The 16,790-nt window shown below is 43.2% G+C and carries 14 protein-coding genes; 10 read left to right on the top strand and 4 right to left on the bottom strand.

The window, feature by feature from the left end; genetic code table 11:
* Positions 1-72 precede the first annotated feature (72 nt).
* Positions 73-1,122, top strand: coding sequence for an FAD-binding oxidoreductase (locus tag AC6I7V_RS15920; RefSeq protein ID WP_255232489.1), 1,050 nt, complete (start codon positions 73-75; stop codon positions 1,120-1,122).
* A 202-nt stretch (positions 1,123-1,324) separates the two neighbouring features.
* Here the strand turns inward: AC6I7V_RS15920 and AC6I7V_RS15915 are convergent, their stop codons facing one another.
* A complete protein-coding gene (locus AC6I7V_RS15915) occupies positions 1,325-2,761 on the bottom strand; it encodes a glyceraldehyde-3-phosphate dehydrogenase (RefSeq protein WP_255232490.1) in 1,437 nt (478 codons plus the stop codon).
* Positions 2,762-3,551: 790 nt separating this feature from the next.
* Here AC6I7V_RS15915 and AC6I7V_RS15910 point away from each other — a divergent pair.
* Positions 3,552-6,119: a hybrid sensor histidine kinase/response regulator gene (locus AC6I7V_RS15910; protein ID WP_498012395.1), complete on the top strand. Its 2,568-nt coding sequence runs from the start codon at positions 3,552-3,554 to the stop codon at positions 6,117-6,119.
* A gap of 134 nt (positions 6,120-6,253) precedes the next feature.
* On the opposite strand, the gene AC6I7V_RS15905 is transcribed toward AC6I7V_RS15910, so the two are convergent.
* Positions 6,254-6,568 carry a DUF496 family protein gene (locus tag AC6I7V_RS15905; protein ID WP_032550242.1) on the bottom strand — a complete coding sequence of 105 codons (315 nt, stop codon included), beginning with the start codon at positions 6,566-6,568 and terminating at the stop codon, positions 6,254-6,256.
* A 195-nt stretch (positions 6,569-6,763) separates the two neighbouring features.
* Here AC6I7V_RS15905 and AC6I7V_RS15900 point away from each other — a divergent pair, with 195 nt between their 5' ends.
* From AC6I7V_RS15900 to luxQ, 5 genes are all read left to right on the top strand, one after another.
* Positions 6,764-6,964 (top strand): hypothetical protein, encoded by a 201-nt coding sequence (locus AC6I7V_RS15900; RefSeq protein ID WP_255232491.1) that lies wholly within the window; start codon positions 6,764-6,766, stop codon positions 6,962-6,964.
* A 60-nt stretch (positions 6,965-7,024) separates the two neighbouring features.
* Entirely contained in the window at positions 7,025-7,678 is a 654-nt protein-coding gene (locus AC6I7V_RS15895) for a YceH family protein (protein ID WP_255232492.1), read from the top strand.
* The gene (locus AC6I7V_RS15890) at positions 7,679-8,002 is read left to right on the top strand and encodes a GIY-YIG nuclease family protein (RefSeq protein ID WP_255232493.1); all 324 of its coding nucleotides are present in this window, start codon (positions 7,679-7,681) and stop codon (positions 8,000-8,002) included.
* A 248-nt stretch (positions 8,003-8,250) separates the two neighbouring features.
* The gene (locus tag AC6I7V_RS15885) at positions 8,251-9,345 is read left to right on the top strand and encodes a substrate-binding domain-containing protein (RefSeq protein WP_255232494.1); all 1,095 of its coding nucleotides are present in this window, start codon (positions 8,251-8,253) and stop codon (positions 9,343-9,345) included.
* Positions 9,345-11,927 (top strand): quorum-sensing autoinducer 2 sensor kinase/phosphatase LuxQ, encoded by a 2,583-nt coding sequence (gene luxQ / locus AC6I7V_RS15880; RefSeq protein ID WP_498012236.1) that lies wholly within the window; start codon positions 9,345-9,347, stop codon positions 11,925-11,927. The genes AC6I7V_RS15885 and luxQ overlap by 1 nt, the downstream gene beginning before the upstream one ends.
* 54 nt (positions 11,928-11,981) lie before the next feature.
* Here the strand turns inward: luxQ and AC6I7V_RS15875 are convergent, their stop codons facing one another.
* Positions 11,982-12,641: a PilZ domain-containing protein gene (locus AC6I7V_RS15875; RefSeq protein WP_255232496.1), complete on the bottom strand. Its 660-nt coding sequence runs from the start codon at positions 12,639-12,641 to the stop codon at positions 11,982-11,984.
* Positions 12,642-12,886: 245 nt separating this feature from the next.
* On the opposite strand from AC6I7V_RS15875, the gene AC6I7V_RS15870 reads away from it, so the two are divergent.
* Entirely contained in the window at positions 12,887-13,231 is a 345-nt protein-coding gene (locus AC6I7V_RS15870) for a HopJ type III effector protein (RefSeq protein WP_255232497.1), read from the top strand.
* A 78-nt stretch (positions 13,232-13,309) separates the two neighbouring features.
* Here the strand turns inward: AC6I7V_RS15870 and AC6I7V_RS15865 are convergent, their stop codons facing one another.
* Positions 13,310-13,618: a DUF1289 domain-containing protein gene (locus AC6I7V_RS15865; RefSeq protein WP_255232498.1), complete on the bottom strand. Its 309-nt coding sequence runs from the start codon at positions 13,616-13,618 to the stop codon at positions 13,310-13,312.
* A 136-nt stretch (positions 13,619-13,754) separates the two neighbouring features.
* On the opposite strand from AC6I7V_RS15865, the gene yegD reads away from it, so the two are divergent.
* Positions 13,755-15,107, top strand: a complete 1,353-nt coding sequence (gene yegD, locus AC6I7V_RS15860) for a molecular chaperone (protein ID WP_498012235.1) — start codon at positions 13,755-13,757, stop codon at positions 15,105-15,107.
* A gap of 503 nt (positions 15,108-15,610) precedes the next feature.
* Entirely contained in the window at positions 15,611-16,687 is a 1,077-nt protein-coding gene (locus AC6I7V_RS15855; RefSeq protein ID WP_498012234.1) for a porin, read from the top strand.
* The last annotated feature ends 103 nt before the right edge of the window (positions 16,688-16,790 follow it).

Here is a 16,790-nt window from a genome sequence, read left to right as displayed (position 1 = left end):
CCTAATAGACTGAGTCTAAAAGGGTTCGAGGCTTTTGTCGTTCATCCCAAATTATAATAAGTGAGTATAACTATGTACGCTTGGTCTGATAGCGATTCAATCTCTTTGGTTTGTCTTAAAAAATGGCATGAAACACCAGATACGGTTAGCTTTGAGCTGGGCTCAATTCCGCAAGATCTCCATTTCAACTTCAAGCCGGGTCAATTCATCACTCTAGGCTTGAACATGCCACAGAAAATGGACTATCGAGCTTATTCGATTGCCTCAGATACGGATGACAACCGTTTGAAACTGACAGTAAAACGTGTCGATGGCGGGTTAGTGTCAAACTTTATTGTGGATGAACTGGACGAAGGTGATGAAGTCACGGTACTGAAGCCTGCGGGTGAGTTTAACTGCATTGATTGCAAGCCTAGCACGACTAAGAAGGTTACTTTGGTGAGCGCAGGCTGCGGTATTACACCAGTTATCTCGATGGTGAAGTACTGGTTAAAACATGATCCTGCGATTGACATTGATTTCATCCACATGGCACGCAGCAAGCAAGAAACCATCTATTTTGAAGAGCTTAATCGGTTGGATGAAATGCATGAGAATTTCAACCTCAAGCTACTGCTAAAAGATAATCAAGGAACCACGGCACCTCAAGGGCGTTTAGATAAGAGTTGGCTGGTTCGCCTATCTCCTGACATTCTAGAAAGAACCGTCTACTTATGCGGGCCAGTTGGATTCATGGAAGACGTAGAACGTTACCTAACTGAACTTGAATTTAACATGGCGAACTTTTATCAAGAGAGCTTCACACCAACCTCAAAGCTGGAGACAGCAAATCAAGTAGAAGTCGATGAAACGAGCGGACCTGTTGAAGTATTTGTGCCGGCGTTTGGTGCCAAGGTTGAAGCAGAATTAGGAACTCCGTTAGCCGACTCACTAGAGAAAGCGGGCGTTCCAATCATCATTGCATGTCGCAGTGGTATTTGCGGATCATGTAAATGCAAAGTGACCAAAGGCAGTGTCAGTTCCAGTAGCCAAGAAACTCTGACATCAGAGGAGATAGAGCAAGGCTATGTGTTGGCATGTTCAAGCACTATTGATAGCGAACTGGAAGTCGAACTTGGGTAATTCTCTGTTTGATCTGCTCTGCGCATTCAATGAGACGAATTACTAGAATGAAAAAGGCCACTTAGTTCAGTTAGAGAGAGCAGAACCAAGTGGCAACTTTCCTAGAATTGACCGTAAAGTTCTCGAGGAAAGGGGGGAGCGAAGCTCATAAGAACTTCGCTTATATGATTATTATGTTGTGGAGCTTGTTATACCTAGAGGATTAAACCGCTGGGTAAGTTTTGTAGCGTACGCCCATCATCTGTTCCATACAGTGAACGACTTGGCAGCTGTAACCGAACTCATTATCGTACCAGATGTATAGAACTGCGCGGTTGTCTTGTGCAATTGTAGCAACGCCGTCAACAACGCCTGGGTGACGAGAGCCGACTAAGTCAGTAGAAACAATTTCCGTTGAGTCTGTGTAGTCGATCTGAGCTGAAAGCGGAGAAGAAAGTGCCATTTCACGTAGGTATGTGTTTAGCTCTTCTTTTGTTGTACCTGTTTCAAGGTTTAGGTTTGCTACCGCCATGGATACGTTTGGTGTCGGTACGCGAATTGCGTTGCCTGTTAGCTTACCAGCCATCTCTGGCATCGCTTTCGCTACAGCTTTCGCAGCCCCTGTTGACGTTAGAACCATGTTTAGTGAAGCAGCACGGCCACGACGATCGCCTGAGTGGAAGTTATCAATCAGGTTTTGGTCGTTTGTGAATGAGTGAACAGTCTCAATGTGACCTGATGTTACGCCAAACTTATCGTGTACGGCTTTAAGTACAGGAGTGATTGCGTTAGTCGTACAGCTTGCTGCAGAGATAATCGTATCTTCTGGCTTGATAACGTCTTCGTTAACACCAAATACAACATTTTTGATGTCGCCTTTACCTGGCGCTGTAAGCAGTACTTTGCTTGCACCGTTACAAGCTACGTGCTTACCAAGACCTTCAGCGTCACGCCATACACCTGTGTTATCAACAACCAGTGCGTTGTTGATACCGTAAGCTGTGTAATCGACATCTTCTGGCTTGTTCGCGTAAATTACTTGAATAAAGTTACCGTTAACAATGATCGCTTTGCGCTCGCTATCAACAACGATGCTGCCGTTGAATTGACCGTGTACTGAGTCACGACGCAGTAGGCTTGCACGCTTCTCTAAGTCACCATCTTTACCGCCACGAACCACGATAGCACGTAAACGAAGAGGGTAACCTGGACCACTTTTTTCAACAAGAATACGAGTCAGTAGTCGACCGATACGACCAAAACCGTACAACACAACATCGCGAGGCTTAGTCATCGCTTCGCCTTCTAGAGACTCAATAAGAGCCGTTTGAAGGAAGTCATCCAGTGCCGTTACATCATCGTGGTTTTCCCAGTATTCATACGCTAGGCGGCCAACATCAACGCGGCAAGGAGACAGGCGCATTGATAGTAGGTGTTGAATGATTGGTTGTGTCTGTGAAGGGGTAAGCGGGGAGCCTGTGTAGTGTTTTGAAAGTCGGTGAGCTTTGATGATGTCAATGGTTGTTGCGTTAACTAACGTCTTTCCGAAAAGAATGACTTCAACGCCTTTTTGACGATATAGCTGACCAAGAGTTGGGGCGATAGATTCAGCAATAGTTTGACTAGTTTGCCAGTCTAGGAGGTGCTTTTCAGGGCTCATCTTTACTTGGGACCTTTCACGTTAAGTTTTGCAGGCTTGGCGAGTGTAGGGTGCTTACCTGCTTGGGGGATAAACCGTTGTGCTGTGATCTTAAATTGTCACTTTTAATGGCACGTATGGGCTTGTATTTAAGTTGTGATTTTTATGTGGCGGGATTGTAAGGTACGGTCTGTTATTCTGCTAGTAAAATTAAATCCAGCTATATTGGCTGATATACCTAGAATTTTTGGTTATAACGTCGAGTTTTGTGATATGCAACACTATTGACTTTGTCGATTTGTAGCACTTATTTTTCGTCAAAAAATACTCAGATCAAAAACAAGATGCAAACGGTTGCTTTGTTGGTGTGTAAAGTGTGATCTAACTATGTGTATAAATGAAATGAGTTAACATCTCGGTGGAAATGTATCCACCTATGTCTATTACCTTTCTCTATCAACCTATTTCGAATGAATTTTGTATATTCTGAAAGAAAAACATTCGACTATTTTCCTATATGAATCGGCTTCTGACGCCTTACCGTTCTCAATTTCGATACTAACAATATTCATATTAGCAACCTAAAAGGTGATCAATTGCGACGAAATCTATAAATTTGACATGATTTATAAATGACAGCTAAGGAATCAGCGAGTACAAGTTGCATATTTGATAAATTAAATTCCGTGAGTGTCCTATTATTAAACAAAGCACCTAATGGGTTGCATGAAAGGGAGTAACTGGATTTAAAATGATAAATATATCAATTAGGTGGCGATTGATTCTTCTGTCATCTATTTCGATTCTCTTTATGTTCGGTTTTACGATTAACGAAGCCTTGAACAACAGAGAGCAGGTGACGAACTTGGAGGCGACTCGAGTGAAGATCGAGGCGCTACAGTCCTTTAGTGCGCTGTCTGGAGATATTTATCGTCTATTGCGCCTGCCCAATTCTTCTCCCATCAGAAAAAGTGCATACGCGTCAGCTGCCAAGCAGTTTGGGAGCATTCTCCAGTATAATAAGCAACTCGAAGAGTTATCAGCACAGTGGGACATTATTGACGAGCTCGATGATCTCGACCAGATCTTACAACAACTATCGAATCCCTCCATTGAGCAAAAACCGTCTCTTGGCATCTGGGCTTTTGACGTATTACAAGAAATATTGGTCGAGCTGAACGATGTGGATATCTTTATTGCCGATGACAGTATCAATACGGCAGGTAAGATTTTCAGCGACCTCAACAATTTTGTGTTTTGGACACAGAAAGAAGCGTGGGTGGGTTATAAACTTTATCTCTATCCCGACCTAAGAGACGGCAACCTCGACCTTTATTTGAGTACCATTCACCGTCAATCACTGTATTTAAATGCCCTGTTGAGAAGGAGTGATTCATCGACTCGGTTGGGGCAGTTACTGGATGTGTTTACGAGCCAAGACTATCAAGATAGCGTTGATTTTCGCGAGCGAATCTTCAAACGGCAGTTCAACTCGCAAGAGGTCAAACAGTATGTCTCTGGGTTAGAGCAGCGCCATATCGTGACTTTACAAGTGGTGGATAGTTATACCGCTGAGCTGCAAGCAGAGCTGGCTTCGCGCATTGAAGCACAGAAGATTAGTACCACGCTGACAACGATGTTGGTTATTACACTTGCGACCTTGGTTTTTTGGCTGACATCGACCACGTCACTGCGTCTCAATCGAAACCTCTCCTATATCCTAGATGGAATGTCTGATCAAAATCGCGGGACTGGGGAGCATAAGCCTATTGAGACAGAAGGGCATGATGAATTGACGCAATTTGCAGAAAAGGTCAATGAGATCATGAGTGACAATCAACAACACTACCGAGATTTGGTTGAAGCTAAAGAGGACGCTATTTCAGCTAATCGAGCTAAGAGTGCTTTTTTGGCGAATATGTCTCATGAAATAAGAACGCCCCTCAATGGCATTATCGGTATGGCTGAAATCCTTTCACAAAGCCAATTGAATGCAAATCAACAAGAAGTACTTTCAGATATTGAGTCCTCTTCTCATACCCTGCTCGTGTTACTTAATGACATTCTCGATTTGTCTAAGATTGAATCAGGTAACTTGTTACTTTCACCTCAGGCGGCAGACCTACGTGAAGTGGTTTACGACTCTGTTAGCGTCATATTATCCAAAGCGATCAGTAAGAATGTTGAACTCGATATTAACATTGATGCGAATACCCCACATCAGCTGTTGTTTGATGAACATAGATTGCGCCAAGTTCTGACTAATTTGCTGTCGAATGCGATCAAGTTTACTGATTCTGGCGCGATAAGTACGACAGTAACCTTCACACCGGGTTCAATGAGCCGAGGCATGATCGAGTGTCATGTTGCCGATACCGGGATAGGCATTGAAGAGAGTCAAATTGATTCAATATTTGAACCTTTCACACAGGAAGACGGTAGCATCACGCGTCAGTTTGGGGGCACCGGGCTCGGCTTAGCAATTTGTCGACAACTAGTTGATTTGATGGACGGACGTATCACGGCACACTCTGTAAAGGGTGAAGGGTCAATTTTTAGCTTCAGTTTTTACGTCGATATCGTAGAGAGTAAACCCAAAACATTTGATAACTTGAAGAATGCTGTAATTGTTTCCAATGGGTTCAACTACGTGGCTCAGTTGAGCAAAGAGTGCGAACGTTTTGGCATTCAGCCTGAAGTCGTTCCGTCTATTGACGATATATCCAATGCTCAGCTTGACTGTGACGTCTTGCTCTATTGTCATACGTTACATAAATCGATGGAACAAGATCTCGCGTCTTTGAAGCAGCGCTACCCACTATCTAAAGTGATTGTTTGTCAGCATCATCTGTTTAAAACCAATCAAATCACAGAACCTGTTCATTCGACACATACTGTTCCTTTCTTAGGTAAGCGTTTTTCGAATAGTCTCTTGGCGCTCGATACTGGAGCAAATCAAGTGAGCGAAAAGCCAACGAAATCAGAGGATGTCCACCAACTCAATCGTCGGATATTGATTGTAGAAGATAACTTAATGAATCAAAAAATAGCGAGTTTCTTTCTAGAAAAAGCAGGCTATGAATATACGATCACAAGTAACGGTCAAGAAGCCGTGGACGTGGTTACTCAAGGTGCACAGTTTGATGCAGTACTTATGGATTGTATGATGCCAGTAATGGATGGCATCACTGCCACTAAGGCAATTCGAGCTTGGGAGAAAGAGCAGGGGATCTCATCACTACCTATTATCGCACTAACGGCGAGCGTGCTCGATGAAGATATTAAAGACTGCTTTGAAGCAGGCATGAATGCTTATCTTCCCAAGCCTTACAAATCTCACCAGCTGTATGAACTTTTCGATAGCTTGGGAATCGTTTAATGACAATCGTCCCTGTACGTACTGTGCTATTCATGGATATAGGGCAACGGTTATTTGTACATCGCCATTCAATTTAGAGTTAAAAAAACCCACTTATTAAAGTGGGTTACTATCATTCGTTGGACAACAAGGGACTATTTTTTGCCTTGAGTCTGCTTGTCTTCTTCCGTGAGTTCACGGATGCGGCGGCTGATGTCGCGACGAGCTTTAGAGATTTCAGCACTCTTGATGATGTGGTCATCAACACGATCTTCGTAGTCCGCTTTCATGTTTTTGATGATACCTAAGATTTCATCGTGAGACATTTCTGGCTTGATGTAGTCTAGTAGGTTGTCTAGAAGATCTACACGTTTGCGGTTATCACGAACTTTCTTTTCGTTGTCTAGAAGTTCACGCTTAAGTTTGTTCTTACGACGTGCCTGGTTAACAATTTCAAATACGCTACTCATAGATTCCTTTTCCTAATCGTCATATACGTTGTCTGATTCTGATTAAAGCACATCGAATGCGGTTGTAACAGTCTTTAGATCAAAGCAAAAGTAAGGTTGTTTAATAATTCAGCACTCTGCTGCTCAGCTGATTGTTTTTCTCTGACAGTTCACGATAGTATCTTGCTTAGACGTAAGCATTATATGAAATGTGAGATGAACCAATCAGAACCCAATAGTGAGGAGTCGAAAGTGATTTCTCAAGAAGTTTGTAGTGACCAAGACAAGCTTCGAACCGCCTATGTAAAAGAGCGTACCAACCTAGAGGTGGTGGAAATTGAATTAAATCGTTCTAAGATCATGGTGATTGATGAACAAGGCCGAAAACGAAGAGTCCCGATTCTGTCTGAGCACTAGCCGGTTAGGTTAGCTTTGAATGTGTACAGACGGAGTTGAAAATAATAAAAAGGAAAAATAATGAACACACAACTTTCCGCAATAGAAGCTCGTATTATTGGTTGTTTGATTGAAAAAGAGGTGACGACCCCTGATCACTATCCTCTTACTCTCAATAGTTTAACAACCGCGTGCAACCAAAAGAGCAATCGTGAGCCTGTTCTCTCTTTGTCTGAATCGGATGTACTTGACGCTGTTGATGGGCTCATTTCACGCCGTTTGGTGAGTGATGAAAGTGGCTTTAATAGCCGTGTGAGTAAGTACCAACATCGTTTTTGTAATACCGAGTTTGGTGATCTGCAATTTACAGATCAAGAACGCGCAATTATCTGCTGCATGTTATTACGCGGTGCTCAGACCCCTGGCGAGCTAAGAACGCGCACTGGTCGTTTGGCGAATTTCACGGACGTAAAAGAGGTAGAAGCGGTTTTAGACAAGTTAGCTGCTCGTGAAGAGGGCGCTCTTGTGGTTAAGCTGCCTCGTGAAGCTGGCAAACGTGAGTCTCGTTATCAACACTTGCTGAGCGGTGAAGTTGATGTAGAAGCATTGGCATCCGCTGCGCCAGCGATGGTATCGGGTTCTAGTAACGAACGCGTTGAAGCGCTAGAGGCCGAGGTGGAGAATTTGAAAAAAGAGCTAGCCGAGTTAAAGGCTCTGGTTGAATCTCTGATTTAGATGACAGATAAAAATTCCGATGCGGATTGGGTTGTTTATCTGATCCGCACTCGTTATGACGCCCTCTATTGTGGTATCACTAACAATCTGACTCGTCGTTTTGACCAGCATCAGCAAGGTAAAGGCGCGAAAGCTCTCAAAGGCAAAGGTCCTTTGTCTCTGGAATGGACTCATATCGTCGATTCAAAAAGTTCAGCGCTTCGAATTGAATACGCTATTAAGCAACTCTCTAAGCTGCGCAAAGAGTCTTTGGTTAAACAGCGGTTATTCGTCGACATTAAGGATGAGAAAGTTGTTTATTTTGAACCGTCGTTCAAATCTTAGTTGATTTCGTCGATGGAGGCTTTATTTTCTCTTTATTACTTGCTTGAATGTGTTTCTGGTTGACCCTGGAACCGCTTTATCATTTCAAAATTAAGTTCATATTTTGTTGATGGGAATGGTGTTCTAACTATTGTTTGAACCTATCATTTTTCACGGTTGTCCTACATAATGTATTGAAAGTCATACGGCGATATGATGTCAAGCTAGGTACAAATGAGCCAAAGTAGCTCATAAAAAATGAGAAAATAATGAAACGTTCACTTATGTTGCTAGGGGCTTCGCTATTGTCAGGGCCAGCCTTTTCTCACGGCACTCACGTGCTCAACGGTTATTGGGAATACCAAGAATTTTTGGATAAGTTTCCAGCACAAAAAGCACTCACTGAACAGATGAACCAAGCTGTGTTGAGTCCGCCTGTTCCTTTGCAGGCTAAACAGCTTGATCCTATCACCATATCGGTTGTCTATCCTGGTCAACAGATCTCAGATTACTGGGTAAGAAATATTCAAGCGTTCGAAAAGCGTTTGGATAAGCTTAGAATCAACTACCAAATCAACCAAGTATTTACGCGTGTCAATGCAGATTTGACGCAGCAAAGTATTTCTCTTCAAGAAGCGATAGAGAATAAGACCGATTATCTGATTTTCACACTTGATACAACTCGCCATCGTAAATTTATTGAGCATGTTTTGAGCTCAACCAACACCAAGCTGATTTTGCAAAATATCACAACACCAGTTCGAGCTTGGCAAGAGCGACAGCCGTTTATGTATGTCGGGTTCGATCATGCTACGGGTAGCCTAAAGTTGGCGGACTATTTTAAAACTCACTCTAGAGATGAGAGTGAATATTCGGTCCTCTATCGTTCAGAAGGCTACATCAGCGATGCTCGTGGTGATACATTTATACACGAAATCAGCGAAGAGACAGACTTCAAACTCAAATCCTCCTTTTATACCAAATCTGATATGGAGAGCGGCTATAAAGCGGCCAAGATCAGCATTGAGCGCAATCAGGATCTCGATTTTATCTATGCATGTGCTACCGATGTCGCATTAGGTGCCGCTAAAGCCATTCGTGAGTCTGGTTTGGATATTAAACTCAATGGCTGGGGCGGCGGCTCTGCAGAATTGGAAGCGTTGGCTCGTGGTGATCTAGATGTTACTGTGATGCGAATGAATGACGACACTGGTATCGCGATGGCAGAAGCGATTAAGTGGGATTTAGAGGGCTTTGCTGTACCTACCGTCTACTCTGGAGACTTTGAGGTTGTGACCAAAGAAGATAGCCAAGAACATATAGAGTCGCTTAAACAGCGTGCTTTTAGATACTCAGGAAAATAATGAAGAAAAGCTACGCCAACACGCCACGTAATACACTCGCGAAACTCATCACTCGAATTATTATTCTGGTGATCGGTGTTATGGCAATTGGTGTGCTGATTCATAACTATGAAACCAGTAGTAGTATTGTAAAGCAAGAAACTAAACGAACGGTTCAGCAAACATCGAGCTTGATACAGAACATGTTTGATTACCGCTTGTCAGTCCTTCAAATCCACCAAGATAGTAGCTCTCACAGTGCCACGCTTAAAGAGTACTTCGAGAGCGGTAATAAAGAAGAGCTAAGCTATTTTTTCTTTGGTATTGACCAACGAGAGCCCAACCACGCACCAGATATGCGTTTTGTTACTACGCATGATGGTGTGGCTTGGGAAGACGGCAATGGTCAGTTTTATGGTTTTGACGATAGCAGTTTAGAGTACATATCCTCTCAGGTTGCGTTTAGTAGTAACTGGCACTTCCTGGATTTAGATACCGATATTGGCAAACGACATCTGTTAGCGCGAAGAAACCCTATTGTCGATAACAAAACCGGTGAGGTACTTGGGCAACTCTATATCACCATTGTATTGGACAATAATTTTTCCTTAGCCGAGTCTATTCAACAGGGAAGCAACTGCGAGAATATCGTCATTGAAGCTCATGGCGACCCTGTCACATCGACATTCAGGGGTGATGAACCTTACTCCCTTAGCGATGTTATCTATGACGGTTTTCACGAACAGATACCAGCGCACTTCGTGACTGTTGCACGCATCAAGATCAATTCCGTTGATACACCCCTTACGATTCGTGCTGTGCAGAAGAACAGTAATTTTGTTGCGCTAGAAAAAAATTATGAGCGTGCTATCGCGGCAGTGGTGATTGTTTTGATTGCAATGTCATTTTTTGCAAGAGGGTGGATCCACAAACGCGTGTCTAAAGAGCTGAATAAACTGATGGAATTTACTCGTTCAGCGAGTGACAACCACGAGAGAAATAGATTCGATGGCTCAAATATTTATGAATTTCATCATATTGGTTGCACCTTAGAAGACACCTTTGAGCGGCTCGCAGAGCAGAGTCAAAAATTCCAAGACTTGTTCAATTTTGCGCACTCGCCCATTTTGGTTTGGTCTGAAACGGGCACTCTAATTCAGATGAATCCTGCTGCTCGTATGGCGATGTTCGCAGATGACGATTTTAAAGGCGAGCTCGCCAAGGAGTTCGAGAGAAATATAAAGCCCAATGTACTGATGGTTCTTCAGGGCGCGAAGCTAACCGGTATTAATGTGCCTATTGGTGACAAGGTATTCCGTTGGAACATGTCAGCGATACGTGTAGAGCATGGCATTACCGGCGTGGTTGTTCAGGGGCAAGACATCACTAAACTGGTAGAGGCTGAGCGTCAAGCCGATCGCGCACGTGAAGAAGCTGAGCACCTCGCTAATGTTCGCGCGGATTTTCTTGCTAAAATGAGCCACGAAATTAGAACACCACTTAACGGTATTTTGGGTGTGTCGCAACTCTTAAAGCGCTCGATGACTGGCGAAGGCAACAGAGAAAAAGTCGATGTTTTATGTAACAGTGCGGAACATCTACTTGCTGTACTTAATGACATTCTAGATTTTTCGAAGATCGAACAAGGTCAATTCAATATCCAGAAGAAAGAGTTCCGCCTCTCAGAGCTCATCAATACGTTAGATAGCATATACAGACCGCTCTGCGTCGAGAAATCAATCAGTTTTGATATCGAAAGTCGACTTCCAGAAGGGCTTGAGATCTACACGGATCAGGTTCGCCTGAATCAGATCATGTTTAATCTACTAAGTAATGCTCTGAAATTCACGCACTCTGGTGGGATATCGGTGTTATTTGATTTAGAAACCACCATTAACACCAATCAAGCCGGGCTGGTTGTGACTGTAAAAGACAGTGGAATCGGTATTGAACCAGAGAAGCTAGATGAGGTGTTTGAACCTTTTGTTCAAGCGGAGGAAACCACTACACGTGAATATGGCGGTACTGGACTTGGCTTGGCGATTGTTAAGAACTTAGTGGACATGCTCGAAGGTGATATCAAAGTCAGAAGTCGTAAAAATGCTGGATCTGAGTTTGTTATTGATATCCCAGTGACTTACCGAACTGAACCCATCGCAGGCCCTTTACAGGGTGAGTCTGTAGCACCAAGGGATCTCTTTGACACAGCATTAAAGGTACTGTTGGTCGAAGATAATCATACCAACGCTTTCATTGCACAAGCCTTTTGCAAAAAATATGGGATGTCGGTGACGTGGGCCAAAGATGGTTTAGAGGCTGTGGCGTATGCTGAACTTCAACCCTATGACCTGATCTTAATGGACAACCAACTTCCCAATTTGGGTGGAGTAGAGACTACGATTAAGTTCAGAGAGGAGTTGAATTTGCAAACCCCAATCTATGCTTGTACGGCGGATGCGCAAATTTCTACGCGAGATCGATTTATGGAAGCTGGGGCGAACTATGTGATTGTGAAACCAATCAAAGAAGAGTCACTGCATCGAGCTTTCCTCCATTTCAAGGAGCATTACCTGCCAGATCGACGTGTTGCTAGTAATGTATAAGCTCAGTGAACAAGAAGAAAGGCGCATTATGCGCCTTTTTTATCACAAATTACGTTAGAGGTTGCCTGCATTGAACGCCAACTCTAGTAAAAGCTTTTTTAGCTCTTCGTCGAGATCAAGATGATCTGGGAATTTAATGCCAAGAAGCCAACCTTGACCATGCCGCTTTTTACTCACTACTTTATACACCAAGCTCTCTGGTAGGTGTTCATCTAATATTGAGGATATTTTAATCTTCATATCAATATTGATGTCGGATTGCTGCGATACGTACACGCCACATCCGGAAATAGAAAAATCGATAAGCGTAGCATCAAGATTTAGTGTATCGAGGGAGACTTCACAGCTAAGGTTTATCTTATAGCGCTCATGTTCGCGAATTGGTTTCGTTGCGAAGTTGGAAGGTGGTCTCAGAAAAATCAGATGAGCTGGCTGAGTGATATGGGAGATAATACTGGTCTTAAAGGCCACAATATGGCCTAACTCAGTGTCAGTAATTGCTCTAATAATAATATCAACATTATTTAGTTTTCTGAGGGTTAAAGCTTCGGTCGATTTTTGAGACAACTCAAGCACCAAGTATTGATCTTCCTTGTGACCGATATAAAGAGTACTTACTTGGATAGAATCTTGTGGGCCAAATTCAAGGACACCTGCCGTACGTGTGCCTGATTTCAGATATCTAAACAGTTCTTGGTTGGTATCTTTTGGCATATTTCCATATAAGCAGTGTTAAACAATTATTGAAGCAATATAACGCTCTGATCGTTTTATGTCATTAGTTTCATTATATTAATTGATGATATTTAGATACCGAAAATTAGGTCATATGGTTTTACGCGTAAGTCAGCAAGTTCAGAAAACTGTGTTTATTTTATGCTCAACTGGACGCTGCCATCTTGCAGCTGCAATCAAACTCGGTACACTGCCAAAGAATGATCTAAATGGAGAAAAGAGCAATGGAACTATCAACTTTTTTGGCTAAACTAGATAACGAGCCAGAAAGCGTTCAGTTTGAAGATACAATGCAAGTTATTGAAAATGGCTACTTGTTCACAGAACGTGAATTCGCCAACGGAGATGTGGTGAATGCAGCCGGGCAGAACAACGGCTCGTGTAAAATCTTTGCGTTTGGTCAATTGGAAGGGCTATCTGAGCAGCAAACCTTGACCTGCTTTGGTCAGTACTACCGTCATGATGTTCTTGAGTTTCCAGAAAACGATGATCACCAAAACATTCGTAATTTTATTAAACATGGTTGGCAGGGTATTCGTTTTTCCGCACCAGCATTGGCTAAAAAATAGTAATTTACTATTCGATTGAGACAAAAAACAAGAGGGCGCATTGGGCCCTCTTGTCATATAGATAAGTCATGCTTGATGTCACTCGATAGGTAATGCAGAGAGACATTTGCGACACATACATAAGCCTTGCTTGGCCACACTGCTTGTATCTCTCTTCTCTAGTTCAAAACACCAACATGTCTCTTTACCCGCGCTGATATCGCATTGCGCTGTTTCGTTACACTGAGGACATTGGTGTGTTGCCCCTTCAGCCGAAAGGTTCTGCATCACTTGCTCTCTTTGTTCATCGGAAAGGTTTTTCCAGCCGATGATCTCATTTATGGTGCGATGGCAGCCGCCGCAAATACCGCCATTATTCTTACAAGCTGCGATACAAGGTGTTTTCATTTTTTAATTCCTGAGCCATTTGCGTGGCAATGTAACATACTGAGCATAGAAGTTAAGAATAGTTCTGTTTAACCTAGCGATCGAAAGGCATTTCAGGTAGCATCTCGCCCCTTTTCTAGCTTGGGGGATATGATTGATGTTCATCGGATTTGACTATGGAACGGCAAACTGCTCAGTTGCTGCAATGATCGAGGGGGCACCTCGCCTATTGCCTCTTGAAGGTGACAACCATTATATTCCCTCGACGGTTTTCGCCCCAACACGCGAGAGTGTCTCTGAACATTTGTTCCGTCACCTAAACATCAAACCAAGTGATGCGATTGGCGAGCAGGTACTGCGTCGTGCGATTGCGGCTAACCGCGAGGAGAGTATTGACTTGGTGCCGGAAGATGTGGCGTTTGGGCAGGCGGCGCTGGACTTGTATCTTGAAGACCCTCGAGATGTCTACTACGTAAAGTCCCCCAAGTCGTTTTTGGGCGCGAGCGGTTTACATGACGTTCAAGTAAGTTTCTTTGAGGATTTGGTGTGCGCCATGATGGCGAACATTAAACAACAAGCTGAACGCTCTACGCAGTGTGCGATTGAACAAGCGGTTATCGGCCGTCCAATCAACTTTCATGGCCGTGGTGGTGAAGAGGCGAACCAACAAGCTGAGCGCATTCTAACTCGAGCGGCTACGCGTGCGGGTTTCTCAGATATCGCCTTTCAGTTTGAACCCGTGGCGGCAGGGCTTGAATACGAAAGTACGCTCACTCAGAACCAAACCGTTCTTGTGGTCGATATTGGTGGCGGTACTACCGACTGTTCATTGCTTGAAATGGGGCCGACATGGGCTGGAAACGCGGATCGAAGTGGAAGTTTGTTGGCTCATAGCGGTCAACGAGTAGGGGGGAATGATTTAGATATCTATCTTGCCTTTAAACGTTTGATGCACCCTTTTGGGATGACGGGTAAAAGTATCTCAGGGATCGATATGCCATTAACGCAGTTCTGGAACCCAATTGCTATCAACAATGTTGAGGCTCAGAAGAACTTCTATTCTCGAGAAAATCTTTCTGCTTTGAAATTGTTGCGCAAAGAGGCGGCTGAGCCAGCAAAGCTTGATAGATTAATGCGCGTATATCACGACACCTTAGGCTACAGCATTGTAAGACGTGCCGAAGAAGCAAAGATTGCCCTTGCGGACAGTAGTGAGTATCGAACTGCAATTCAGGTCGCGTCTGAATTGGTTGAAGTGGATATCTCAGTTCAACAAATGGTTGAAGCAATTGATGCACCAAAAGCCAAGATGATTGAATTGGTTAAGGAAGCGATACAACAAGGACAGAAAAGGCCAGACGTTATCTACATGACAGGTGGTTCTGCACGCTCTCCGATTCTTCGTCAAGCCGTAGAACAAGCCGTGCCGAATGTACCCATTGTAAGTGGTAACTACTTTGGTTCTGTGACTGCAGGGTTAGCGCGTTGGGCAGAGACCTGCTTTAAATAATCGATAGACAGTAAGTTGGATTAAGAGCGAGAAAGCAACCTTTACCAGAGGTTGCTTTTTTTATCCACGTTGTATTGCTGCTGGTTGATATTCAAACATGGTAGTCACTTTTGATTGATATAGTGAGCCAATAAATTACGTGCCGCTAAAAAATTCGGCATGTTACATAATGTTACTAAGTATTTCTGGGTGGAAAGTGAGGTTGACAGTGAAAAATTCAATGTGACTTTCTATTTGCCTTTAGTGAATTTAAAGTCATACATGTATTTTTATAACTATATATATTTTCTAGCTTTCTGGGTGGTTATTCTTTCTTAATGTGTTGTTTTTAATGAATTTTTTGTTTTCTATAGTTCTCTTTTTTTTATTTTATATATTTTAATGCAACTTTTTTGTCATTCATCGCTTACGGTTGCCTCACTTGTTAAATGAAGGTAACAACTTCGGTTTTATCTAGAGGTTGTTAGTGAGTAAACACCCTTAAGTTACAAATGGACATGACAATGAATAAGAAACTTTTAGCGCTTGCTGTTTCTGGCGCTGTATTTGGTACACAGGCAGTTGCAGTAGAACTTTACAACGAAGATGGCACAACATTTGATATTGGTGGCCACGTTTCTGTAAACGTAAATGGTTCTGAGAAAGAAGATGCTTCTGTAGGTTCAAACTCTCCACGTATCAACTTTAACGCTACTCAAGATCTTGGCAATGGCTTCACAGTAGACGCTAAAGGTGAGTGGGCAATTAACATGCTTGAAGGCGCGGACGACACATTTACTACTCGTCTTGGTTATGTTGGTCTAACACATGACGAGTTCGGGCGCGTAGTTGTTGGTACACAATGGGCACCATACTACGACGTAGCTAACGTAACAGATATGCCAATCGCATACGCGAATGACTTCTTGTACGACAACCACGGTGCTTTAGGTACGGGTCGTGCGGACAAAATGGTGAGCTACCGTAACGCATTTCAATTTGGCGATGCTGGCGAGTTTAGCTTCGGTCTAGGTTGGCAAGGTGACAACACTGTAACTACAGACGTTTATGATGATACTGATCCATCAGACATCGTTCATTCTCGTGTAAAAGTTAATTACGGCGACCGTGTACAAGCAACTCTAGGTTACTCAATTGCAGGTGTTAAGCTAGGCTACGCATTCAACACTGGTGATTACACCGATTCTGGCAAATCAAACACAGCTGAATCTCACCTAGTTTCTGCTGCATACGGTACATACGGTACTGGTCTTTACCTTGCGGGTATCTACGCGTTGAACGAGAATATGAACGCTGGTCTAGCAAAAGGTACTATTTTAGAAGAGAGCACAGCATACGAGCTATTGGCTGCTTACGGTCTTTCAAACAGCCTAAACCTAAGTGTGAACTACGAAGTGGTTGAAGGTGAGTTGATGAAAGGCGCGGCGACTGAGACTGCTCGTGAAGAGCTAGCACTGCAAGCTGAATACAACTTCACTAGCAACGTTGTTGGTTACGTCGCTTATCAGTTCGACCTAAACAGCGAATCTGCACATACGTCTAACGATGCATGGACTATCGGTGCTCGTTACTACCTATAAGCCAAACCATAATTTAGCATAGTGTTTACTCCCAAGAGTATTTCCCCTCTTAGGATACTGTCCTAAACACTGGCTAGGCCCCTTTTAACCGAAAGGTTTGAAG

It is taken from the genome of Vibrio sp. KUL70 (assembly GCF_059725515.1).
Note: the sequence above shows the minus strand (reverse complement) of the source record. Positions and strands in the feature narration are given on the sequence as shown.

Excerpts from the sequence above, each read along its gene's own strand:
- AC6I7V_RS15920 (WP_255232489.1), top strand. The coding sequence starts at position 73 with ATGTACGCTTGGTCTGATAGCGATTCAATCTCTTTGGTTTGTCTTAAA.
- AC6I7V_RS15915 (WP_255232490.1), bottom strand. The coding sequence starts at position 2,761 with ATGAGCCCTGAAAAGCACCTCCTAGACTGGCAAACTAGTCAAACTATT.
- AC6I7V_RS15910 (WP_498012395.1), top strand. The coding sequence starts at position 3,552 with ATGTTCGGTTTTACGATTAACGAAGCCTTGAACAACAGAGAGCAGGTG.
- AC6I7V_RS15905 (WP_032550242.1), bottom strand. The coding sequence starts at position 6,568 with ATGAGTAGCGTATTTGAAATTGTTAACCAGGCACGTCGTAAGAACAAA.
- AC6I7V_RS15900 (WP_255232491.1), top strand. The coding sequence starts at position 6,764 with ATGAACCAATCAGAACCCAATAGTGAGGAGTCGAAAGTGATTTCTCAA.
- AC6I7V_RS15895 (WP_255232492.1), top strand. The coding sequence starts at position 7,025 with ATGAACACACAACTTTCCGCAATAGAAGCTCGTATTATTGGTTGTTTG.
- AC6I7V_RS15890 (WP_255232493.1), top strand. The coding sequence starts at position 7,679 with ATGACAGATAAAAATTCCGATGCGGATTGGGTTGTTTATCTGATCCGC.
- AC6I7V_RS15885 (WP_255232494.1), top strand. The coding sequence starts at position 8,251 with ATGAAACGTTCACTTATGTTGCTAGGGGCTTCGCTATTGTCAGGGCCA.
- luxQ (WP_498012236.1), top strand. The coding sequence starts at position 9,345 with ATGAAGAAAAGCTACGCCAACACGCCACGTAATACACTCGCGAAACTC.
- AC6I7V_RS15875 (WP_255232496.1), bottom strand. The coding sequence starts at position 12,641 with ATGCCAAAAGATACCAACCAAGAACTGTTTAGATATCTGAAATCAGGC.
- AC6I7V_RS15870 (WP_255232497.1), top strand. The coding sequence starts at position 12,887 with ATGGAACTATCAACTTTTTTGGCTAAACTAGATAACGAGCCAGAAAGC.
- AC6I7V_RS15865 (WP_255232498.1), bottom strand. The coding sequence starts at position 13,618 with ATGAAAACACCTTGTATCGCAGCTTGTAAGAATAATGGCGGTATTTGC.
- yegD (WP_498012235.1), top strand. The coding sequence starts at position 13,755 with ATGTTCATCGGATTTGACTATGGAACGGCAAACTGCTCAGTTGCTGCA.
- AC6I7V_RS15855 (WP_498012234.1), top strand. The coding sequence starts at position 15,611 with ATGAATAAGAAACTTTTAGCGCTTGCTGTTTCTGGCGCTGTATTTGGT.